Source organism: Paraburkholderia sp. BR10923, assembly GCF_040948765.1.
Lineage (GTDB): Bacteria > Pseudomonadota > Gammaproteobacteria > Burkholderiales > Burkholderiaceae > Paraburkholderia > Paraburkholderia youngii.
Map to the genome: position 1 here is coordinate 176833 of NZ_JBFPKO010000001.1, position 23006 is coordinate 199838.

Below are 23006 nucleotides of genomic sequence, written 5' to 3' on the forward strand. Positions count from 1 at the left end.
TCCACACACTCGCTCAACAACTATTCGACTGACCGGTCTGCTGCTTTTTGCGTTACATGGCTATCAGAACTCGTAGCCAACCTGCGCACGTACACCCGCATCGCCAGCTGAAGTGACCGACATCGCAGCGTTGACGAGCCACTTATTATTTCTCGAGCGATACGTGGCGCCTACCGCTGCTGCGCTACCACCCTTATAAGTCGCGCCTCCCGCCGCGACGATCGTTTTGCCCGGACCCGACGGCGTCATGTTCGGCATTGCCATTGCCGCTGCGATGCCTGCATAAGCGTTCTTCGCGACGTCGTTGATTGCCTGGTTGGTGGCGTTGATACGCTGATCGGTGTAGTTGTTGGCCTGCTGCACGCCCTGCGCAACCGAGCTGTTCATCTGACCGACATTGACCGCGTCCGTGTCCGCCGTACCCGCTGCAACGTTGGTGATCTGACGCTGCTGCGTGGCCGAACCCACCGACACCGAGTTGTCGCGGTCCGTAACCGAACCCTGACCCAACGCCACCGAGTTCGCATTGGCGGCCTGCGAGCCCGTGCCAATCGCCGTCGAGTTGACGCCGCTTGCCGCTGCGTTGGCGCCGACTGCCGTCGCGTTGTCGCCCGAGGCTGCCGCGCCCGCTCCAGCCACCGTGCTGCCCGCACCGGTACCCGGCGCTGCTGCGTTGACCACCGCGTCGTTGCCGCCGCCCGAAGACGAACCATTCGAGGCATCAGAATTCGAACTGCCCGGCTGGACGTTGGACAGCTGGCTGCCCAGATTCCACACCTGCCCGTTAAGATCCGTCACCTGATCCTGCAACGCCGACAACTGGCCGAAGTTCACCGCGTCGTACTGGCTCGTGCCGTTGGCCACGTTGGTCAGGATCACCGGACCCGTGCTCTGGCCTCCACCCAGCGTCACGGCACCGAGGTTCACCGAGCCGTCAGCGCGACGGTCGTACTGCACCGCGGCCGACAACTGGGTGCCGACATCGCCCACCTGAGTCTGCAGCTTCGTGATGTCCTCCGTGTTCTGCGTCGTGCGACCGTCGAGGTTCGTGACGGCATCGCCCACGCTGTGCACCGTCGTGCCCCCTACGCTGTAGCTCGGTGCGCTGAGCGTACCGTCTGCGTTCACGGTCGCGCCGCCGCCCAGTGCCCGGGCCGTGCTCGATGCCGCGCCGTACAGCTGGCTGCCATTGATCGCATCCACGCTCGATGCGTTCACTGCGCCATTCGCCACGCCCGTCACCGTGCGGTTACCCGCCGCGCCCGCCACGTTCACCACCGTGCCGTCCATGTCCTTCGCTACCGTGATGTCGCGCGTGTTCGCGTCCTGCTGTACCAGACCCACCGTACCTTCGGACAACTGATTCTGCACGCTCGCGATGCTGGTCGTGTTCTGTGCGATGTCCTCCGTGTTCTGCGTCGTGCGAACGTCGAGGTTGGTGACGGCTTCGCCCACGCTGTACACCGTCGAGCCACCCACGCTGAACTTCGGCGCGCTGATCGAGCCATCCGCAAGCACGATCGAACCACCACCCAGTGCTTTGGCCGTGCTCCACGCCGTGCCGTACAGCTGGCCACCGTTCACCGCGTCCGCGCTCGATGCCCGCACTGCGCCTGCAGCCACCCCCGTCACCGTACGGTTGCCCGCGGTGCCCGCCACGTTCATCACCGTGCCGTCCATGTCCTTCGCCACCGTGATGGCACGGGTGCTCGCATCCTGCTGCACCAGACCGGCCGAGCCATTCAACAGGCTCGTGATCTGCGACGTGTTCTGCGTGGTGCGGCCATCGAGGTTGATGATCGCATCGCCGACGTTGTCGACCGCCGTACCACCCACGTTGTAGGCAGGCGCCGCGATGGAACCATCTGCATTGACCGCTGCACCGCCACCGAGCGCCGTGCTCACGTTCCTGAGCTGCGACACGACGACCGCGTCCGAGTCTTGCGTGCCGGCCGCCACATTCGTGATCTGCCGCATGGCCCCTGCGTTGCCAACCGACACCACATCCGCGCGATCGGCGACCGAGTACGCGCCCAACGCCACGGAATTATCCGCATTCGCGGCCGCCAACGTGCCGATGGCTGTCGACATGTAATTCGTCGCGTCCGCTTCGTAACCAAGCGCCATGCTCCAGTCGCCAGCGGCGTTCGCGTATTGGCCGATTGCATTGCTGCCACTTCCGGAAGCCATCGAGTGCCAGCCAATAGCATTCGAAGCCTCCCCGGACGCGGTCGCCTGAATGCCAATCGCAGTTGCATTCAGCGCGTCCGCAAGGCTAGCCCCGCCGACCGCTGTTGTCCCCTGCGCCGATGCAGTCGCCCCGGCACCCACCGCGACGGAGTCCGGGGCTGTGGCAGACGCGGAATCCGTGTCCGTTCCGGTGTAGGTCCCGTTGGTCGCCTCAACCGGTGTGCCGATCACGGCTGATGCGGCGGTACCCGACACTCCTGCAAGCACAACCGCAGTGGCGATCGCTCCGGCCACAGTCCGTGACTTGCTTCGCTTACCGCGCGCCGACATATTCTCGGAAGCTGCCACCCACGATCCGAGCGCTTCATTCCAGATGCTGATGTAGGACTTGTTCATGATGTGATTCCTATCGGAGTTCGACATAACGGTAGGTCTGCGAAGTAATCGAAGATTGTCGTCGCCCTTATCTGGCCTTCTAATATCAGCTATGGAAACAGGGGCAATAACGTGCTAGCAGGCTTGAGCCAACAGAAACAACCTGCAATGCCCGGATCAACCTGAAGCGTCTTCCGCGTCTTCTGCTAAATCTCTGAAACTGAGTTCAGTTTAGATTTTTGAGATAGAAACAAAATAAGCCGAGTCTGAGATGAGGGGTTGGTATGTCGACAGAACTGCTTGTTAATGCGGGGAAGCGCGCGACGTCGGATATTCCGTCGGCACGACGGCCAAAAGGGGCATTGCGTTTGATTGAGCAAAGAATCCCGGCAGACGCTTCAGCCCGCCCGAAGCCCCCCGAATAGCCACTCCTGAAAGCTTTACAGCTTGGGGCAGATCCGCGCGCGATCTGAGCAGGGTTCAGCGTGTAGCCGTTTACCTTCAACCCATCGAGTCCCAACGGTGCGACGAGTGTCCCGGTTTACAGATCGCGTTGAGCGAGCAGCAGGCTCTCAAGACAGAGGCAGCGGGTGGCCGAGATCGCGAAAGCGTTCGGCATGCGGCCGCTGTTCGCCGGCCACAAGGACCGCGACGGACTCGGGCCGCTCGTGCGCGCGCTCGATGATGCGCTGATCAGCGGGATACGCTTCGACGTGCTGTCAGGCGAGCCGCCCGCGGCCGACAATCCATTGATGCGGATCGCCGGGCGGCCGAATGTGATCGTGACGCCGCATGTGGCCTGGGCTTCGGATGAGGCGCAGCGAAGCCTCGCGGATCAGCTGATGGGCAATATCGAACGCTTCGTGCGCGGTGAACCCGCCAACCTGGCGGTGTGACGGGCAGGGCCCTGACGGGCCCGCCGCGTCGAGGCCGACCGCGTCGAGTCACGAATGGTCAAGCATCCTTATTGATGATCCACTCGTGTGCCGGATCATTATGGAAATGCCAGACCCGCTGGCTGCCCGCCATCACGTTCAGATAATACGAGTCGTAGCCATACGGCACGATGACCGGGTGATAGCCGCGCGGCACCATCACGACGTCGTGATCCTCGACGGCCATCGATTCGTCGATGTCGCGCGAGTCGGTGTAGACGCGCTGAAATGCGAAGCCTTGCGGCGGATCGAGCCGGTGGTAATAGGTTTCTTCGAGCGAGCTTTCGTGCGGAATGTTGTCGGTGTCGTGCTTGTGCGGCGGATAGCTCGACGCGTGACCGCCCGGCGTTCTCACTTCGACCACCAGCAACGACTCGGCCGGTTCGGTCTGCGGAAGAATGTCGCACACGTAGCGCGTATTCAGCGACTTGCCGCGCGTCGAGCGCTTCATCGACGCCGGCTCGATCAGCCGCGCCGGATACTCGCCCTTGGCCGGCGCGCTCGCGACACCAATTTCCGCGTCGCGGTTCGCGCGCACCGTCGCGCGCACGTTCGGCGGCAGATACACCGCGTACGGCGCCGCGTCTTCGAACACGCTGTCGCGCGAACCGAGCGAACTCCACGTCGTATCCGGCGTTTCGATATCGACCGCGCCGCTCAGCACGACGATGCACGTTTCGCGCGCCGGCTCGAACACGTACACGAGCTCTTTCGCGCCGACCCGGTACGCGGCGAATCCTACATAGCGCCAGCAGGCCGACTGCGGCGTGACGCGCGCGATCGTCTGGCCTTCGCGCTCTGCCTTTACCAATAAGCTCATGCTGCCTCCTTGCCGAGCGGCGCATCGACGAGCGCCCGCAAAGTTCCGTACCCCTTCTGCGCATAATCGAACGACGGCGCGACCACTGGGTCCTGCTCCGCCTCGACGACGAGCCAGCCGCAATAACCATGCCGCTTCAGCCGGTCGATCAGCGCCGGAAAATTGACCGCGCCGTCGCCGGGCACCGTGAACGCGCCGGCGATCACCGCATCGAGAAAACTCCAGTTGCGATTGCGCGCGAGCTTCATCACGGCGGGGCGCACGTCCTTGCAGTGCACGTGACAAACGCGCGCGATGTGCTTGTCGAGCACGGCCACCGGATCGCCGCCCGCGAACGTGATGTGCCCGGCGTCGAACAGCAGGCCGACCGCGTCGCTGGTGCGCGCCATCAACTGATCGACGTCGGCTGGCGTTTCTACATACGCGCCCATGTGATGATGATAGGCGAGCCGAACGCCACGGCTCAGCGTATAGCGTGCGAATTCATCGACGCGTGCCGCGTAATCGGCCCATTGCGCGTCGCTGAAAAAGCGCGGCCGTTGATACAGCGGGCGCGGCGCGCCCTGGATCGAATCGGCGACTTCGCCATACACCATCACGGTCGCGCCGTTTTGCGCGAGCAATTCCAGATGCGGGCCGACCGCGTCGATTTCTTCCGCGACGCCGCGTTTGGCCAATTGTCCCGAGTACCAGCCGGACACGAGCGCGAGGTCGTATTGCGCGAGCAGCGTTTTCAGCGCTTGCGGCTCGCGGGGAAACTTGTTGCCGAGCTCGAAGCCCTGATAGCCGATCTGGCGACCCTCGGTCAGCGCGACTTCGAGCGGCGTCTCGCCGCCGAGCGACGGCAGGTCGTCGTTCATCCACGATAGCGGATTGATGCCGATGCGTACGTCGAAAGCAGTCATGCCGAAGTCCCCATGGTTCTCAGTCTTGATCGGCGCCCTGTGGCGGCGAAGGCGGTGCGGATGGCGCCGCGCGCGCCGCGAGTTGCGCGTCGTACTTCGCGCGGGCGTCGCGCACTTCGGTGCGTGTCGATACTTCGGGCACCGCGACTTCCCACCACCAGCCGCCGTCTTCGGTGGTGCGAGCCGGGTCGGTGTCGATGCTGATCACGTACGTGCCCTTGGCCGCCCGTGCGCGTTGCAGCGCCGCTTCGAGTTCGGCGAGATTGCGCGCATGTTCGGCTTGCGCGCCGAGCGCGCGCGCATGCGCAGCGAAGTCGACGCGCGGCACGCCTTCCGGGCCGTGCGCGCAATCGTCGAGCAGATTGTTGAACGGTGCGCCGCCGCAAGCCTGTTGCAGCCGGTTGATGCAGCCGAAGCCGCGATTGTCGAGCACGACGACGATTAGCTTCTTGCCGAGCATCACCGAGCTCGCGATCTCGCTGTTCATCATCAGATAGCTGCCGTCGCCGAGAATCACGATCACCTCGCGCTCGGGCCGCGCCAGCTTCACCCCGAGGCCGCCCGCGATCTCATAGCCCATGCACGAGTAGCCATATTCGACGTGATACGCGCCGGGCCGGCCCGCGCGCCACAGTTTGTGCAGCTCGGCGGGCAGCGTGCCGGCCGCGCAGACGACGATGTCGTCCGCCGGCGAGCGCGCGCTCGAACGCTGCACCGCGCCGATCACGTCGCCCTCGTAGGGCAGCACCGCGTCGCGTTGCGGTGCATGCGTGAGCGTTTGCACGGTGTCGCGCCAACTGGCCGCGAGCTTGTGCGCGCGCGCGGTCCACGCGCGCTCGGCGTGCCAGCCTTGCAGCGGCCCGGCGAGCGCATCGAGCGCGAGCTTCACATCGGCTTCGACGACGAAGCCGCGATGCTTGAGCGCGTCGAAGCCATTCGCGTTGATCGCGATCACGTCGGCTTGCGTGAACAGCGTATTCGAGCCGGTCGTGAAGTCCTGCAGCCGCGTGCCGAGCGCGAGCACGCAGTCGGCGTCATGCGCGAGCGCATTGGCGGCGGGCGACCCGGTCACGCCGAGCGCGCCCGCATTCAGCGGATCGTTCCACGCGAGCGAGCTTTTGCCGGCCTGCGTTTCCGCGACGGGCGCGCCATGCGCGCTCGCGAAGCGGTGCAGCGTATCGGCCGCACGGCTGTACAGCACGCCGCCGCCCGCGACGATCAGTGGCCGCTTTGCGTGCCGCAAGCGCGCGCACGCGGCGTCGAGATCGTCGCTACGCGGCGCGGGTGCATGAATACGCACGACGCGCGGCGTGAAAAAGTCCTCCGGAAAGTCCCATGCCTGCGCCTGCACGTCCTGCGGCAACGCTAGCGTGACGGGGCCGCATAACGCGGCATCGGTCAGCACGCGGATCGCGCGCGGCAGCGCGCTCAGCAATTGCGCGGGCTGCACGATGCGATCGAAGTAGCGCGATAGCGGCTTGAACGCGTCGTTCGCGGATACGCCGCCGTCGTTGAAATCCTCGAGTTGCTGCAGTACCGGATCGGGCGCACGCGACACGAAGATGTCGCCGGGCAGCAGCAGCACCGGCAGACGGTTCACGTGCGCGAGCGCGGCCGCGGTCAGCAGATTGGTCGCACCGGGGCCGATCGACGTCGTCACGGCCATCATGCGGCGGCGAAAGTGCGCCTTCGCATAAGCGATCGCACTGTGCGCCATCGCCTGCTCGTTGTGCGCCCGGAACGTGGGCAGCGCGTCGCGATGCTGATACAGCGCCTCGCCGATGCCCGCGACGTTGCCGTGGCCGAAGATCGCGAACACGCCGCCGAACAGCGGTTCGACGCTGGTGCCGTCTTCGCTGGCGACGCGTTGCGCGGCCAGATAGCGCACCAGCGCCTGTGCCATCGTCAGGCGAATCGTGCCGCCGGTGCGGACGGGCGCTTGCGGCGCGCCGCTGGTGGATGGAGTGTCGTCATGCATGATGCGCTCGTTCATGCGGCCTGCTCCTGATGAGCGTGATGAGGTGTGCCATGCGCCGTCGGTTCGCCGCGCGCGCTGCGCCACGCGGCGATCAGCGTTTCGAACGTGTGGCGCACGCGCGCGATCAGTTCGTCATCGCCGATTTCGCCGGCGAGCCACGCATGGCTCGGTTCGTGAAAGATCGTGCGGCCGACCGTGAAGCCGCGGCACGTCGCCGCTTGTGCGGCCGCACGAAAGCCTTCGCTCAACTGCTCGACCGCCGCCGACAAGCCGAGCAGCACGACGCCGCGGCAATACGGATCGCGCTCGGCGATCAGCGCATCGATGGCCTGCCATTGCGCGGCGTTCATCGGTTCGAGCTTCCACCACTCGGGGTAGATGCCGAGGTTGTACAGGCGCTTCAACGCGCGATACACGATGTCCGGCCCCTGCGGCAGCGACGCATGCTTCGGCGGAATCACTTCGAGCAGCAGTTCGTGGCCGCTGGCCTGGGTCGCGTCATACAGCGCGCGCAGTTGCGCCTCCTGTTCGAGCCGCTGCTCGATCGGCTCATCGGGATGAAACTGCACGAGGCATTTGACGATGTGCTCCTGCGGCCACGCGACCAGCGTGGTGCCGATCGAGCGGCCATGATCGAACACCAGCGGCACGGAGCCGGGCAACTCGACCGGACGGCCGATCCACCAGCCGCGGCCGGTTGCGGCATTCAGCGCGTCCTGACCATAGCGGTCGTCGATCAATACGCCGATGCGTCCCTGCAGGTTCAATGCGCGCTCGGTCTGCGCGACCGCTTCGACGAACAAGCCCTTCAACGAGGCAATCCGCACTTCGTCGGCGCCGGTCTGCTGCGCGAGTTCGAAGAACGGGTTGCGATGATCGAATGCGAAGCCGAGCACTTCGCGCCACGCTTTACGCGCCGGCGAAACGCGATGCAGTCTGGCGAGCTTCGCATCGCGATCGGGCCGGCGCATGCGCTGCGGATCGGCCTTCGCTTCGCGCAGGAAGTAGTCGAGCTCGGCCGGGGTCGGCATCGCGGGGGCGCAGCCGTGGCGTGATACGACCAGCGCGCCGCTCGCATTCGCGGCGCGCGCGCAGGCCTCGAGCGGCTGATCGCGCAGCCAGCCTGAGAGGAAGCCGGAAGCGAATGCGTCGCCTGCGCCGAGCACGTTCAGCACTTCGACTTCGACGCCGCCATGAATCGGCGCAGCGTCGAGCGATGCAGGCACCTCGCCGTCGATGATCTGACAGCCGAGCGGCCCGCGCTTCAGCACCAGCGTGGCCGGCGTCACGGCGCGCACGATCGCGAGCGCATCGCGCAGGTCGGTCTTGCCGCCGGCGATGCGAAACTCTTCCTCGGTGCCGATCACCAGATCGAACAGCGGCAGAATCCGCTGCAAATGCGCGCTGACGCCTTCGCTCGCGACGAAACGCGTCTCGCCGTCGGCCTTGCCCGTGAGCCCCCACAGCACCGGGCGGTAGTCGATGTCGAGCACGGTGCGCACGTCGTTGCGGCGCGCGTATTCGAGCGCGCGGCGGCTCGTGCGATCGACCTGTGCGGTGGAAAAGTGCGTGCCGGTGATCAGCAGCGCTTTCGACGACGCAATGAACGCCTCGTCGAAATCGGCCTCGTCGACCGCCATGTCCGCGCAGTTCTCGCGGTAGAAGATCAGCGGGAACGTGTCGCGGTCCTTCAGGCCGAGCAGCACGAGCGCGGTCAGCCGTTCGTGATCGATGCGCACGTGGCTCACGTCGCAGCCTTCCTTCGCGAGCGTTTCGGTCAGGAAGCGTCCCATGTGATCGTTGCCGACGCGCGCCAGCATGGCTGCGTCAAGCCCGAGCCGCGCGCAGCCGAACGCGATGTTCGCCGACGAGCCGCCGAGATACTTCGCGAAGCTCGACACGTCTTCGAGCCGCGCGCCGACCTGCTGCGCGTACAGATCGACGGCCAGCCGGCCGAGGCACACGATGTCGCGGGCGCGCCCCGGCGCGAACCGGCTGCCCGCTGCGTTAGCGCTGGAGGTGCTGGAGTGAGCCATGAATAGTCCTGAGTAACAGTGCGCGGTGAGTGCGCGGTAGCCGGCCTGGCGAAACCCGTCGAGGCCGGTCGCACCGCGCGAATCGGTCAGATCGTCGCGCCTTCGAGTTCGCCGATCATCTTCTGCATCTCGGCGCCGCCGGCCATCATGTCGAGCACTTCGTCCTTGCTGATCGTCTGTTTGGTGAACGTGCCGAGCGAGCGGCCGCGATTGAGCAGCGTGAACGAATCGCCGATCGGGTACGCGTGATGCACGTTGTGGGTGATGAAGATCACCGAGATGCCTTTGGCGCGCGCCTTATGGATCAGCTTCAGCACGTTGAAGCTCTGCTTGACGCCGAGCGCGGCCGTCGGTTCGTCGAGAATCAGCACGCGCGCGCCGAAGTGAATCGCACGCGCGATGGCCAGGCATTGACGCTCGCCGCCCGACATCGTGCCGATCGGCTGATGTGGGTCGCGCACGTTGATGCCCATTTCGGCGAGCTTGTCGCGCGCGGTGGTGGCGCAGGTTTCGAGGTCCATCACGTTCAGAAAGCCGAACAGCTTTTTCTGCGGTTCGCGGCCCATGAAGAAATTGCGCGCGACCGACAGCAGCGGCACCAGCGCGAGATCCTGATAGACGGTTGCGATGCCGAGATCGAGCGCGTCTTTCGGCGACGTGAAATGCACCGGTTTGCCGTCCACCCGGTAGGTGCCTTTGCTCGGCTGATACACGCCCGCGAGCGTCTTGATCAGCGTCGATTTGCCGGCGCCGTTGTCGCCGAGCAGGCAATGCACTTCACCGCGTTTGAGCCGCAGCGTGATGTCGTTCAGCGCGATGATGTTGCCGAAATAACGGCTGACGTTTTCGAGCGACAGGATGATGTCGTCCGGGTTCTGTTCGGGGGTGCTCATCGTGAACCTCCGTCTAGCGCGATGCCGCGACGCGGCCGCGCACGTAGTGGTTGAACAGCACGGCGAACAGCAGCATCACGCCGAGGAACACGCGGAACCAGTCGGAATCGACGTTGGTATAGGTGATGCCGATCTGCACGACGCCGAAGATCAGCGCGCCGAAGCAGGCGCCGACCACCGAGCCGTAGCCGCCCGTCAGCAGCGTGCCGCCGATCACCGCGGCGATGATCGCCTCGAACTCCGCCTGCAAACCACGGTCCGCCGCGGCCGAACCGATATCGCACACCTGCAGCACCGCATACAGGGCCGAGCAGAACGCGGTCAGTACGAACAGCGAGATCTTCACGCGACGCACCGGCACGCCGACGTTCTTGGCCGCGTTGGCATCGCCGCCGACCGCGAAAATCCAGTTGCCGAAGCGCGTTTTAGCGAGCGTGAACGCGCAGACCACGGCAAGCACGAACCACCACAGCAGCACCTTGGGAATGCCCGGCACGAGCGGCGCGCCGTTGTCGAGCATCTTCACGAGACCGAGGTGGCCAAGCCATACGAACAGACCTCGGAACGCGACGCCCTGGAAGAACGTGTGCGCGAACCAGTCCTGACGCGCGACGTCGCCGACACCGGAGATGATCGTGCGATCGGCGAACATCACCGACAGCGCGAGCGTCAGACCGCGCAGAATGAACAGGAACGCGAGCGTGACGATGAACGACGGCAGGCGCGTACGCATCACCAGATAGCCGTTGAGCGCGCCGAGCAACATCGAGCCGACGAACGCGAACACGATCGCGAGCCAGATCGGCCAGTGGAAGTACATGGTCGGCAACGCGACCATCATGCCGGCAAAACCGATCATCGAGCCGATCGACAGATCGAACTCGCCGGCGATCATCAGCAGGCATGCGCCGACCGAGATCAGACCGAGATAGGCGGCGACCTGCGACCAGTTCATCACGCCGTCGAGGTTGAACATCCCCGAGTTGCCGGCGGCCAGGCCGAACACGATGAACACCATCACGGTGCCGGCGAGCGCCGCGAATTCCGGTCGGCCGAGCAGATGGCGGAACCAGGATTCCTCGCGCACACGTTCGTCGACGGCAGTGGCTTGCGAGGCGGTCGTCGCGCCAGACTGTGGCGGGTCCTGCGGATCGGACGGCGGTTGCTTGCGGTGATGGGGATGAAACAGGTCGGCGACACCCATTGAAGCTCTCCTTGATACGCCCGCGACCGGCGAGTCGGCGCAATGCCGTGGGCGTTTGCGAATCCGCCGGGCGGCGTAACCGCTGGGCGGAATAACCGCTGGGCGGCATATCCGCTGAGCGGGCGAGTGCCGGCAAGACGCAATGCGTCCCGCCGGTCACTGCTTTTTCAACCTAGCCGCCGGCGCGGCGGTTTGATCGCGCGATGCGATGCGTGCTCGCGCGTTCAGCGGTACTGACCCGCGTACTTCAGCACCTTGTCGACATTTTCTTTGGTGATGAAGCCCGGACCCGAGCCGATATTGCGCGGCCCGTACGACGGTGCGAGCCCATAGGTTGCGAGACGCTCCTTGAATTTCGGATTCGCCTGCAGGACCTCGCGGATCTTCACGGGATCGGTGGTGTTGTTCTTCTTCGCGATCGCCAGCACGGCGACCGGGATATAGCCCTGCAAGTACGGTTGCTGGTCGATCGCGAACTGGATCGTGCCGTCCTGGATGCCCTTTGCGATGTCGCTATCGAAGTCGAAGGTCGCGAACCAGATCTTGCCGGCGACGCCCATCTGCTGCAGCGCCTTCAAGGTCGGGTCGGCCGATAGCGGACCGAGCGTCAGCACCGCCTGGGTATCCGGATGATTGCGCAGGAACGCGCTGACTTTCGACTGCACGCCGGTCGGGTCCTGGCCCACGTCGAGCGTCGAGGTCTTGAAGTTGGCACCGATCGCTTCGGCGAAACCGCGGCAGCGTTCGAACGAGGCCGGGTTCGTCGCGTAGTGGTTCACGCACAGGAACGACTTGATGCCGGCGGCTTTGGCCTTTTCGCCGGCGGCTTTGCCGGCCGCGAACTCGGGCTGGCCGACGTGCATGATCGCGCCGAGCTTCGCGCTTTGCTCCTCGGTGCCCGAATTGATCGTGACGAGCGGAATGTGTTTCTCGGTGACCTTCCCGATCGAACTTTTCAGCACGTCGAAATCGGCGATCGATACGATCACGCCGTCGTAATTGCGCGCGGCCGCCTGTTCGACGAGACGCGCCATGTCGGCGATGTCGCCGTTCGGCGGGTTGCGGTAGTCGGTCTGAACGTTGAAGTCTTCGTCGGCCTGCTTGATCGCGTTCTTGATCGTGTTCCACCACGAGTCCGAATCCGGCGCGTGGCTGATCAGCACGAAGTGAGCGTCCGCCGCGCGGGCGGCCGAGGCCGCGCCGAATCCCGTCGCCAACGTCAACGCCGTCACCAGAATCCTGAGCGTTGCCTTGCCTCTGCAAAGTCTCATTGTCTCCACCTTTCTCGGTCTGTCGTTCGTTATTGAGGGAGCGCCTGGCGGGTGGCTTGCCATTCCGATGACCCACACAACGAGGTCGAAGCGCCATCGCTCACGACCAAGAGTAGGTCATCTTCCGAGGCCTTGCAAAGAAAATTTCATGACAAATAAAAATGGAAAATACGTTCCATTTGACGGGGCGGCCGCCTATACTCGGCAACGTCGGATGCATGTTGCGGCGGGCCGCGGGCGCGTCTGTCGCATTGCAGGAAACCCCGAGAGGCAGTCATGGCGGAACAGATCACCGAAGAAGCGTTGCCGAGCGTCGACGAATTGATGCAGCGCATCGCGGATATCTACGAGTCGCTGCCGCGGCAGTTGAAGAGCGTGGCGACGTATATCGAGCAGCATCGCTCGAGCGTGATGATGGATCGCACCAGCGATATCGCCGCGAGTTGCGGCGTGCACCCGTCGGCGGTCGTGCGCTTTGCGCAGCGGTTCGGCTTTTCCGGGTTTTCGGATCTGCAGGCGGTGTTTCGTCAGGCGTATACGGGGCAGGGCGTGTCGTCGTCGAGCTATCAGCAGCGCATCCGCAAGCTGATCGACGAGAAGCCCGGCACGCTGTCGGGCGGCGCGGTCGCGCGCGAGTTCATCGCCGCGTCGCGCGGCGGCCTCGAAGAACTCGAAGCGGGTCTCGACGACAAGCAGTTCGACGCCGCCGTGAAGATGCTGCAGCAGGCCGACAACATCTACGTGATCGGCGTGCGGCGCTCGTTTCCGGTCGCGAGTTATATCGTCTATGCGTTGCAGCACACGCACAAGCGCGTGCATCTGGTGTCCGGCTTCGGCGGCATGTATCGCGAGCAGATTCGCAGTGTCAGGAAGGGCGACGTGGTGATTGCGATCAGCTTTGCGCCGTACGGCAAGGAGACGCAGTACTGTCTGCGCGTCGCGCATCATCATCAGGCGAAGACGCTCGTCATCACGGATAGCCAGCTATCGCCGCTCGCGCGCTACGCGAGCACGCAACTCTACGTGAAAGAGGGCAGCGCGTTCGCGTTCCGCTCGCTGACCAGCACGATCTGCCTGTGCCAGGCGCTCTTCATCGCGCTCGCGTACAAGCTCGAACTGAACGTTGAAGAATCCAACGACACTGGAGGCTACGATGACTGACGCGGTAAGCACGATCGACGTCGCGGTATTCGGCGCGGGACGCATCGGCAAGATCCATGCGGCGAATCTCGCGCGGCAGCCCGGCGTGCGGCTCAAATACGTGGTCGACGTGAATCGCGAAGCGGCCGCCGCGCTCGCCTCGCAGCATGGCGCGCAGGTCGCGGATATCGACGGCGCGATCGGCGACGCTTCGATTGGCGCGACCGTGATCTGTTCGAGCACCGACACGCATGCGGACCTGATCGTCAAATCAGCCGCGCAGAACAAGCACGTGTTCTGCGAGAAGCCGGTCGATCTCACGCTGGAGCGCGCGCGGATGTGCGCAGAAGCCGTGGCGCGCGCGGGCGTGGTGTGCATGATCGGGTTTCAGCGGCGCTTCGATCCGACGTTTGCCGCATTGAAAGCGCGCCTCGACGCGGGCGAGATCGGCACACCCGAGATGCTCGTCGTGACGAGCCGCGATCCCGGCGCGCCGCCGGTCGACTACATCCGGCGCTCCGGCGGCATCTTCAAGGACATGCTGATTCACGACTTCGACATCTGCCGCTGGATTCTCGACGACGAAGCCGACACGCTGCACGCCACCGGCAGTTGCCTCACCGACCCCGCGATCGCCGACGCGGGCGACATCGATTCGACCGCGGTGACGATCCGCACGAAGCGCGGCCGCCTGTGCCAGATCAACACCACGCGGCGCGCCGCGTACGGCTACGACCAGCGCTTCGAAGTGCTCGGCAGCACCGGCATGCTGCAAGCGGGCAACATACGGCCGACCGAAGTCACCGCGTACTCGGAAACGAAGGTATCCACCGACGTGCCCGAGGCGTTCTTTCTCGAACGCTATCGCGCGGCGTACGCGCTCGAAATCGCGCATTTCTTCGACGCGGTCACGCACGGCAAGCCGGTGCGCACGACCGTCGCCGATGGCCTGAAAGCGCTCGAACTCGCGGAAGCCGCGACGCGTTCATGGCGCGAGGGCCGCGCGGTCAAACTCGGCGAGGCCGCGTGATGAAGCCCGCCACGGAGCGCTTGCGGATCGGCGTGGTGGGCCTTGGGCGGCTTGGCAAGCGGCATGCGGAGAATCTCGCGTATCGCGTGCCGGGTGCGACGCTCGCGGCCGCGTGCAGTCCGCTCGAAGAGGAACTCGCGTGGGCGCGCGATGCGCTACCCGAGCCGCGTCTTTACGCCGATTACGCGGACCTGCTCGCCGATCCGCAGCTCGACGCGGTATGGCTCGTTACACCGTCGTCGCTGCACGCGCAGCAGATCGTCGACGCATTGCGCGCCGGCAAGCACGTGTTCTGCGAAAAGCCGCTGTCGCTCGATGTCGCCGAATGCGAGCGCGTGCTGGCCGAAGCGGCGCGCTATCCGCATCTGCAAGCGACGATCGGCTTCATGCGCCGCTTCGATCCGAGCTACCGCGACGCGTTCGATAAAATCGCCGCCGGCCAGATCGGCCGGCCGTTCCTCGTGCGTTCGCAGACCACCGATAAAAACGACAACGACGGTTTCTTCGTGCGCTTCGCGGCCACCTCGGGCGGCATCTTTCTCGACTGCACGGTGCACGACATCGACGTCGCCCGCTGGCTGCTCGGCAAGCCGCGGGCGACGCGCGTGTTCGCGGCGGGCACGATCGCGCTGCACGAGGGTCTGCGCGAATTCGGCGACGTCGACAACGGCGTTGCGATCTGCGAATTCGAGGGCGGCAAGCTCGCGATGTTCTACGCGTCGCGCACGCAGGCGCACGGCAACGATACGCATAGCGAAGTGATCGGCACCGCGGGCGCATTGACGATCGGCCGCAATCCGCGCGCGAACCGCGTCGAGATCTATGACGCGACCGGCATCCGCAACGAATGCACGCCCAACTTTTTCGACCGCTTCGAGGACGCGTTTCTGCACGAGGCACGCGCGTTCGTCGCATCGGTGCAAAAAGGGCCGGGGAACGGTGATGCGGCACGGAGTGGCGCGACGCTCGCCGATGCGCTCGAAGCGACGCGTATCGGCGTCGCGCTGCGCGAGTCGCTGCAAAGCGGCGGGGCGGTGACGCTGTAGCGGTGTGCTGCCCGGCGCCGCCGCGCCGCCTGCTGTAGAATTTGACCCTCTGTCCGGCGTCGTCAGCGACGCCTCGTCCCGAAGGTCATCGTCGATGCAAATTCAGATTCACAAGGAAGTCGATGCGCGCGGGCTCATGTGCCCGCTGCCCATCCTGCGCGCCAAAAAAGCGCTCGCCGACATGGAAAGCGGCCAGATTCTCAAGGTGCTCGCCACCGATCCGGGCTCGCAGCGCGATTTCGCCGCGTTCGCGAAGCAGACCGGCAACGAGATCGTCGAAAGCTCGGCGCACGACAAGGTATTTACGTTTCTGATGCGGCGCCGCTGAGCGGCATCCGGTAAAACAGTCCGTCCGATGTAAAAAAGAAAAAAGGCGCCGTCCCCATTATTCGGAGTACAGCGCCTTCTTCGTTTCAGCCTGACCTTGGCGTCAGCCTTCGAGCACCGGCGAGCGGGTACGCAGATACTCTTCGAAATCCGAGGCCACTTCCGGGTGACGCAGCGCGAACTCGACGGTCGCCTTCAGGTAGCCGAGCTTGCTGCCGCAGTCGAAACGCGTGCCGTGATACTTGTACGCGAGCACCTGTTCATCGGCGAGCAGCGACTGGATCGCGTCCGTCAGTTGCAATTCACCGCCCGCGCCCGGTTTGATCGAGCGCAGGTGATCGAAGATGCGCGGCTTCAGCACATATCGGCCGACCACGCCGAGGTTCGACGGTGCCACGCTCGGCTCCGGCTTTTCGATGATGCCCGACATCTTGATGATCGAATCTTCCCATTCTTTGCCATCGACGATGCCGTACGACTTCGTGTCTTGCGGCGGGATCTCTTCGACGCCGATCACCGAGCTGTGATAGTGATCGAACACCTCGATCATCTGCGTCATCACGGGCGGCGTGCCGTACAACAGGTCGTCCGCGAGAATCACGGCAAACGGGTTGTCGCCGACCAGCTTCTCCGCGCACAGCACCGCGTGGCCGAGGCCCAGCGCTTCGGCCTGGCGCACGTAGAAGCAGTCGACGTGGCTCGGCTTGATGCTACGCACGAGTTCGAGCAGCTTGTCCTTGCCGCGTGCTTCGAGTTCGGCCTCTATCTCATAGGACTTGTCGAAATGGTCTTCGATCGCGCGCTTGCTGCGGCCCGTGACGAAGATCATTTCGGTGATGCCGGCCGCCATGGCCTCTTCGACCGCGTACTGAATCAGCGGCTTGTCGACGATCGGCAACATCTCCTTCGGGCTAGCCTTCGTGGCGGGGAGGAACCGGGTGCCAAGACCTGCTACCGGAAAAACCGCCTTCGTAACTTTTAGCATGTGAATACCCTGAGTCCTCTGGTTAAATCCTTGCCCGCCGTTGAGGACGGCGGGCGCGTCGATCAGGCCGGCAAGCGAGCCAGTTGGGCTTTCAGCTTGCCGACGGTGGCTTCGAAATCGGCCAGCCGCTTCTGCTCCTGTTCCACGACCGCCGCCGGCGCCTTCGCGACGAACGCCTGATTTTGCAGCTTACCGTTGCATTTCACGATTTCGGCGCTCAACCGCGTGATCTCCTTCGACAGACGTTCGCGTTCGACCGCCGCATCGATTTCGACCTTCAAAACGAGCTTGTCCGTTCCTACGATAGCAATTGGCGCGCCATCCGCCTGAGCATCGAGCGCGGCCTCGTCGGCGATGATCTGCACCTCGGACAGACGCGCAAGCGCCTGAGCATAAGGCGCGAACGTACGAAGACGCTCCGCGTTGCCGGTGGCGAGCAACGGCACCTTCACCGCTGGCGACAAATTCATTTCGCCGCGCAGATTCCGGCATGCATCGATCACCGCTTTGAGGTCGCTCGCCCACTGCTCGGCGTCTTCATCGAGCTTCGAAGGCTCCGCGATGGGGTACTGCTGCACCATGATGGACGCCTCGCCCTCGGCCTTGCCTTCCGGGTAGCGTCCCGCGAGCGGCGCCACTTTCTGCCACAGCGCTTCGGTGATGAACGGGATCACCGGATGCGCGAGGCGCAGCACCGTTTCGAGCACACGCAAAAGCGTGCGACGCGTGGCACGCTGCTGGTTCGGCTGCCCCGTCTGGATCTGCACCTTGGCGAGCTCGACGTACCAGTCACAATATTCGTCCCAGACGAACTTGTATATGGCGTTGGCCACATTATCAAAACGATAGTCCGAAAAGCCCTTGGCGACTTCCGCTTCGACGCGCTGAAGCTGCGACACGATCCAGCGGTCGGCCTGCGAGAAATGCAACTGGCCTTCTGGCCCGCATTCGCCACATTGCGCCGGTTGGCCGAAACCGCAGTCATGGCCTTCGCAGTTCATCAGCACGAAGCGGGTGGCGTTCCACAGCTTGTTGCAGAAGTTGCGATAGCCTTCGCAGCGCGCAAGGTCGAAATTAACGTTGCGGCCGAGCGTGGCCATCGACGCCATCGTGAAGCGCAGCGCGTCGGTGCCGAACGCCGGAATGCCGTCCGGAAACTCCTTGCGGGTCTTCTTCTCGATCGACGCGGCCTGCTTCGGATTCATCAGGCCGGTGGTGCGTTTAGCGACGAGCGCGTCGAGGTCGATGCCATCGACGATGTCGATCGGGTCGAGCGTGTTGCCCTTGCTCTTCGACATCTTCTGGCCTTCGGCGTCGCGCACGAGGCCGTGCACGTAGACCGTGTCGAACGGCACTTTGCCCGTGAAGTGCGTGGTCATCATGACCATGCGCGCGACCCAGAAGAAGATGATGTCGAAGCCGGTGACGAGCACCGACGATGGCATGAAGTGCTTCAGTTCTTCCGTTTCGTTCGGCCAGCCGAGCGACGAGAACGGCACCAGAGCCGACGAGAACCACGTGTCGAGCACGTCTTCGTCGCGCTTCAACGCGCCCGAGTAACCGGCAGCGGTGGCCTTCGCGCGCGCATCTTCTTCGGTCTTCGCGACGAATACTTCGCCGTTCTCGCCGTACCACGCCGGAATCTGATGCCCCCACCACAGCTGACGCGAGATGCACCAGTCCTGGATGTTTTCGAGCCACTGGTAGTACGTGGTGGTCCAGTTCTCCGGCACGAATTTGATCTGGCCGTTGCGCACGACGTCGAGCGCGGTCTCGGCGATCGACTTGCCCGGATTGAACGTACCTTCGGGCGCCGGCTTGCTCATCGCGACGAACCACTGGTCGGTCAGCATCGGCTCGATCACCACGCCGGTGCGGTCGCCGCGCGGCACCATCAGCTTGTGCGGCTTGACCGATTCGAGCGCGCCGAGCGCTTCGAGATCGGTGACCACCAGCTTGCGGGCTTCGAAACGGTCGAGGCCGCGGTATTTTTCGGGCGCGTTGTCGTTGATTCTCGCGTCGAGCGTGAGGATTTCGATCTGCGGCAGCTTGTGGCGAAGGCCGACCTGGTAGTCGTTGAAATCGTGCGCGGGCGTGACCTTGACGACGCCGGTGCCGAATTCGCGGTCGACGTAATCGTCGGCGATGATCGGCACTTCGCGGTTCGACAGCGGCAGCGTGACGGTCTTGCCGATGAGGTGCGCGTAGCGCTCGTCTTCCGGGTGCACCATCACGGCGGTATCGCCGAGCATGGTTTCCGGACGGGTGGTGGCGACGGTCAGATGGCCCGAGCCGTCGGTCAGCGGATAGTGGATGTGCCACAGGTGGCCGTTTTCTTCCTCGCTGACCACTTCGAGGTCGGATACGGCGGTGAGCAGCACAGGATCCCAGTTCACGAGGCGCTTGCCGCGATAAATCAGGCCCTGTTCATACAGACGCACGAACACGTCGCGCACGGCGGCCGACATCTTGTCGTCCATCGTGAAGTATTCGCGCGACCAGTCGATCGACGCACCGAGACGACGCACCTGATTCGTGATGGTCGAGCCGGACTGCTGCTTCCACTCCCACACGCGTTCGACGAATTTTTCACGGCCGAGGTCGTGGCGCGACACGCCTTGTGCGTCGAGCTGACGTTCGACGACGATCTGCGTGGCGATGCCCGCGTGGTCGGTACCCGGCACCCACAGCGTGTTTTCGCCGAGCATGCGGTGATAGCGGGTGAGACCGTCCATGATGGTCTGGTTGAACGCGTGGCCCATGTGCAGCGTGCCCGTGACGTTCGGCGGCGGCAGCTGGATCGAGAAATCCTTGCGGTTCGCGTCGAAGGAGGGCGCGGCGTAGGCGCGCTTTTCCCATTCAGGGCCCCAGTGGGCTTCGATGGTGTGGGGTTCGAAGCTTTTTGCAAGCGTCGAGGTCGGGTCGCTCGGGGTGTCGCTCATGTTTCTGGTTAAAAGGCTGGATTTTGGAGGCGGAGAATGGTTGATTATAGCTGGCGAGCACTTTTTGCCTGCTGGCGGGTTGGTTTGTCGTTGTTCTGGCTTCTTTGGCCTTTCCTTGTTGTGTTATCGGTCTATTAGCGTTGCCCCTGTGCGGGGCGGCACCTACTTTCTTTGCTGCTGCAAAGAAAGTAGGCAAAGAAGACAGCTCAAACCGCTAACTCTTAAGCGGGTCCCTCGGTCCGCGTGAGGTAGTGGTGCATCTGGAATCCGTGCTCCCGCACATTCCGCGTTCGTGACAAGGCAGTCATCCTTCCGGCGGCGCTGCGCGCGCCGAATCCCCGCTCCAAAACCACTGGTTGTTCCGGCGCATCGCCGAGGCGCAGCCGAGGGCTCCCCGCTGCGCGGGCAAGCCCGCCGGTTCCCCAGGCACACCCGTCCGCGATGCACGAAGTGCGGAGTGGGATGAATGACGGCTTTGTCACTGCCGTCGAATGGGCGGGGGCACGGATTCCAGATGCACCACTACCCCTGCCAAGCCAGGGGACCCGCTTATGAGCTGGCGGTTTGAGCTGTCTTCTTTGCCTACTTTCTTTGCAGCAGCAAAGTAATGGGCGTATTCTCTGAGTTGAGTTGATCGGGTATGAATCGGCTAAGGTCCTGATTTCACAAGGGTTTGATACAATTTCTCCGCTCAACTTCGTCCAACCCAGTTCAACTCCGCGCAAAAATGCACAGGGGTAAGGACAGGGGTGAGGACCGGCTACCCGGAGAACGCCCGATGCCCGTAACCCGAAAACTCACTGCCGCCGCTGTCAAGGCGGCCACACCCAACGCACCCGCCCAACCCGGAGGCAGGCCGCGCGCCCGCTATCTGGGCGACGGCCAGAACCTGTATTTGCAGATCGCGCCGTCCGGCAGCAAGTCGTGGATTTTTAGATACAGCCGCAATGGCCGCGAGCGCGACGCCGGGCTGGGAAGTGCCGACGTGATCACGCTCGCGATGGCCCGCACCCGCGCACTGGAGATGCGGCAGATGCTCGCCAGCGGCACCGATCCCCTGAGTGCGAAGCGCACCGCCCGGCGCGAAGCGAAGCGTGCCAGTCAGACCCGCATGAGTTTCAACGTGGCCGCTGAACAGGCGCTGGCGGATCGAAAGCTGAAAACCGAGAAGCAGCGCAGGGAATGGGCCAGCACCTTCGGGCGCTACGTCTCGCCCGTCATCGGTCGCCTCGACATGCACGAGGTTCACCCCGAGGATATCGCGACCCTGCTGCGCCCGATCTGGCAAACGAAATATCCGACCGCGCGTGTCGTGCTTGACCGCGTCGCCGCCGTCTTCGACTGGTGGACGCAGCACACCGGTGCCGACACGGCCAGTCCCGCCAGCACCGAAGCCGTGACGCGACTGCTGCCGAAGGTGGAGCACGCGCGCACGAACCGGGCCGCGATTGCGTGGCAGCACATGCCTGACGCCCTGCGCCGGATTCAGGGGCTCGACGGCGTCGCGGCGCGCGCGGTTGAATTCCTCGCGCATACCGGCGTGCGTGAACAGGTCGCGCGGCTGGTGACGTGGCGCGAACTCGATCTCGAATCGGCCCGCTGGCTGATCCCGGCCGAACGGATGAAGCTGCCCGTGGACTTCGATGTGCCCCTGAGCACCCCCGTGCTCGATCTGCTGCGTGCCCTGCCGGGCTACCACGGTGGCAACCCCGACCCGGACGCATTCGTGTTTGCCTCGCCGCGCGGTCGCGCCTACGGCAATTCGCAACTCAATGATGTGCTGCGCGATGCGGGGTATGCAATGGGTGAAGCGAGCCTGCACGGTTTGCGCAGTGCAGTGCGATCATGGATCGGCGATACGCTGCCCGAAGTGCCGGTGCATGTGGCCGAAGCCGTGATCCAGCATGAGAAGCGCTCGCAGGTCAGGCGCAGTTATGAGCGCAGCACTTTCTACGCGCTGCGTCAGCCGGTCATGGAGGCATGGTCGCGCTACCTCGAAGGCGGCGAGACGACCGTGCTGCCGCTGGACCGCGCCCGCGCGAAGCGGAGCGCCGCATGAGCGGCGGTGCGTATGACGACCGCCTTGCAACGTTGCGCGCGCAACTGGCCGGGGCGCTCGAAGCCGAAGGCAATCCGTTGCATGCGCGTGACCTGAGCGAGGACACCCGGAAACTTGCGCGATCGCTATTCGCATGGCGCACGATCGAAGCATTCACGCGCAACCCTGCGCCGACCATTGACGACATTGCCGACTTCATTGCGGCGCAGGTCGATGCGGCGGAACTCATGCCCAGCAGCACCACGACCGCCGCCGACGTGAAGCGCCGTAGCCTGTGCCGCGAAGTGCAGGAACTGCGACGCGATACCGGCATGGCGCGCGAAGAGGCATGGTCAGAAATCGCGCGCCGCCACGTAGACGATAAGGGCTGCGGCTTTGAATCGGTCAAGAAAGCGTACTACGCCTACCGATGGGAATTTCTCGCCCTGTTCGAAGATCCGCGCAACCTGTAAAACTGCGCACCGTCGTTTTACCACCTCTAGCCGCCACCTTGTAAAAACAGCGTGGCGGTTTTTCTATTCACAGTCGCGCATTAACGCGCTCAAATTGCTCTAAACACAACCCGGAGCAGATCATGAGCGAGCAGACCGAACAAACCCGGCGCGGCCCGGGCCGTCCCCGCAAGCTGCGCCCCGCCGAAGTTGCACCCGTTGCCAGTCCGGTCGTGGCACCGGCTGACCCACTCGCCCCAGTCGTCACGGATCGCGCGGGCGCGGGGAAGATCGTTCACAAGTCGCCCTCGACCATCAAGCGGCTGGAAAAGAGCGACCCCGATTGGCCGAAGCCTTTTTCGGTGGGTGCGTACGAGGTCAATTACCTGATCGCAGACATTCACGCCTACGTGCTGAAGAAGGCGCGTGCCTGACGGGA

General features: G+C 64.2%; 17 protein-coding genes and 1 pseudogene. 8 read left to right on the forward strand and 10 right to left on the reverse strand.

Going from position 1 to position 23006, the window contains the following annotated elements; all coding sequences use genetic code 11:
- Positions 1-63: 63 nt before the first annotated feature.
- Complete coding sequence (locus tag AB3X94_RS00855) at positions 64-2613, reverse strand: YadA-like family protein (RefSeq protein ID WP_368610574.1); 2550 nt, start codon at positions 2611-2613, stop codon at positions 64-66.
- A 536-nt stretch (positions 2614-3149) separates the two neighbouring features.
- Between AB3X94_RS00855 and AB3X94_RS00860 the strand changes: the two are divergent.
- Positions 3150-3461: pseudogene (locus AB3X94_RS00860) on the forward strand (NAD(P)-dependent oxidoreductase); the annotation flags it as partial.
- A 58-nt stretch (positions 3462-3519) separates the two neighbouring features.
- Here AB3X94_RS00860 and iolB read toward each other — a convergent pair.
- The 7 genes from iolB to AB3X94_RS00895 form a co-directional block, all read right to left on the reverse strand.
- Entirely contained in the window at positions 3520-4320 is an 801-nt protein-coding gene (gene iolB, locus AB3X94_RS00865; protein WP_176107996.1) for a 5-deoxy-glucuronate isomerase, read from the reverse strand.
- Positions 4317-5225, reverse strand: a complete 909-nt coding sequence (gene iolE / locus AB3X94_RS00870) for a myo-inosose-2 dehydratase (RefSeq protein WP_176107998.1) — start codon at positions 5223-5225, stop codon at positions 4317-4319. Before iolE ends, iolB begins: the two co-directional genes overlap by 4 nt.
- 19 nt (positions 5226-5244) lie before the next feature.
- Positions 5245-7218: a 3D-(3,5/4)-trihydroxycyclohexane-1,2-dione acylhydrolase (decyclizing) gene (gene iolD / locus AB3X94_RS00875; protein ID WP_368610575.1), complete on the reverse strand. Its 1974-nt coding sequence runs from the start codon at positions 7216-7218 to the stop codon at positions 5245-5247.
- Positions 7215-9239 (reverse strand): 5-dehydro-2-deoxygluconokinase, encoded by a 2025-nt coding sequence (iolC, locus tag AB3X94_RS00880; protein WP_368610576.1) that lies wholly within the window; start codon positions 9237-9239, stop codon positions 7215-7217. Before iolC ends, iolD begins: the two co-directional genes overlap by 4 nt.
- 86 nt (positions 9240-9325) lie before the next feature.
- Positions 9326-10132 carry an ATP-binding cassette domain-containing protein gene (locus AB3X94_RS00885; protein ID WP_176108003.1) on the reverse strand — a complete coding sequence of 269 codons (807 nt, stop codon included), beginning with the start codon at positions 10130-10132 and terminating at the stop codon, positions 9326-9328.
- 13 nt (positions 10133-10145) lie between these two features.
- Entirely contained in the window at positions 10146-11336 is a 1191-nt protein-coding gene (locus AB3X94_RS00890) for an ABC transporter permease (RefSeq protein ID WP_368595283.1), read from the reverse strand.
- A gap of 224 nt (positions 11337-11560) precedes the next feature.
- Positions 11561-12607 (reverse strand): sugar ABC transporter substrate-binding protein, encoded by a 1047-nt coding sequence (locus tag AB3X94_RS00895; protein WP_026228647.1) that lies wholly within the window; start codon positions 12605-12607, stop codon positions 11561-11563.
- Positions 12608-12883: 276 nt separating this feature from the next.
- On the opposite strand from AB3X94_RS00895, the gene AB3X94_RS00900 reads away from it, so the two are divergent.
- The 4 genes from AB3X94_RS00900 to AB3X94_RS00915 all read left to right on the forward strand — a co-directional run bounded on the left by AB3X94_RS00900 (position 12884) and on the right by AB3X94_RS00915 (position 16151).
- A complete protein-coding gene (locus AB3X94_RS00900) occupies positions 12884-13768 on the forward strand; it encodes a MurR/RpiR family transcriptional regulator (RefSeq protein WP_176108007.1) in 885 nt (294 codons plus the stop codon).
- Complete coding sequence (iolG, locus tag AB3X94_RS00905) at positions 13761-14777, forward strand: inositol 2-dehydrogenase (RefSeq protein WP_368590621.1); 1017 nt, start codon at positions 13761-13763, stop codon at positions 14775-14777. Before AB3X94_RS00900 ends, iolG begins: the two co-directional genes overlap by 8 nt.
- Positions 14777-15823, forward strand: a complete 1047-nt coding sequence (locus tag AB3X94_RS00910) for a Gfo/Idh/MocA family oxidoreductase (protein ID WP_368610577.1) — start codon at positions 14777-14779, stop codon at positions 15821-15823. The genes iolG and AB3X94_RS00910 overlap by 1 nt, the downstream gene beginning before the upstream one ends.
- A gap of 100 nt (positions 15824-15923) precedes the next feature.
- On the forward strand, positions 15924-16151 hold the full coding sequence (locus AB3X94_RS00915) for a sulfurtransferase TusA family protein (protein ID WP_026225937.1): 228 nt from the start codon (positions 15924-15926) through the stop codon (positions 16149-16151).
- Between the two features lie 102 nt (positions 16152-16253).
- On the opposite strand, the gene galU is transcribed toward AB3X94_RS00915, so the two are convergent.
- Complete coding sequence (galU, locus tag AB3X94_RS00920) at positions 16254-17135, reverse strand: UTP--glucose-1-phosphate uridylyltransferase GalU (RefSeq protein ID WP_176108012.1); 882 nt, start codon at positions 17133-17135, stop codon at positions 16254-16256.
- Between the two features lie 62 nt (positions 17136-17197).
- Positions 17198-20077 carry a valine--tRNA ligase gene (locus AB3X94_RS00925; RefSeq protein WP_176108020.1) on the reverse strand — a complete coding sequence of 960 codons (2880 nt, stop codon included), beginning with the start codon at positions 20075-20077 and terminating at the stop codon, positions 17198-17200.
- Positions 20078-20855: 778 nt separating this feature from the next.
- Here AB3X94_RS00925 and AB3X94_RS00930 point away from each other — a divergent pair.
- The 3 genes from AB3X94_RS00930 to AB3X94_RS00940 all read left to right on the forward strand — a co-directional run bounded on the left by AB3X94_RS00930 (position 20856) and on the right by AB3X94_RS00940 (position 23001).
- Positions 20856-22136 carry a tyrosine-type recombinase/integrase gene (locus tag AB3X94_RS00930; protein ID WP_368610578.1) on the forward strand — a complete coding sequence of 427 codons (1281 nt, stop codon included), beginning with the start codon at positions 20856-20858 and terminating at the stop codon, positions 22134-22136.
- Entirely contained in the window at positions 22133-22588 is a 456-nt protein-coding gene (locus AB3X94_RS00935; protein ID WP_368610579.1) for a hypothetical protein, read from the forward strand. The genes AB3X94_RS00930 and AB3X94_RS00935 overlap by 4 nt, the downstream gene beginning before the upstream one ends.
- A gap of 122 nt (positions 22589-22710) precedes the next feature.
- A complete protein-coding gene (locus AB3X94_RS00940) occupies positions 22711-23001 on the forward strand; it encodes a hypothetical protein (protein WP_368610580.1) in 291 nt (96 codons plus the stop codon).
- Positions 23002-23006: the final 5 nt, after the last annotated feature.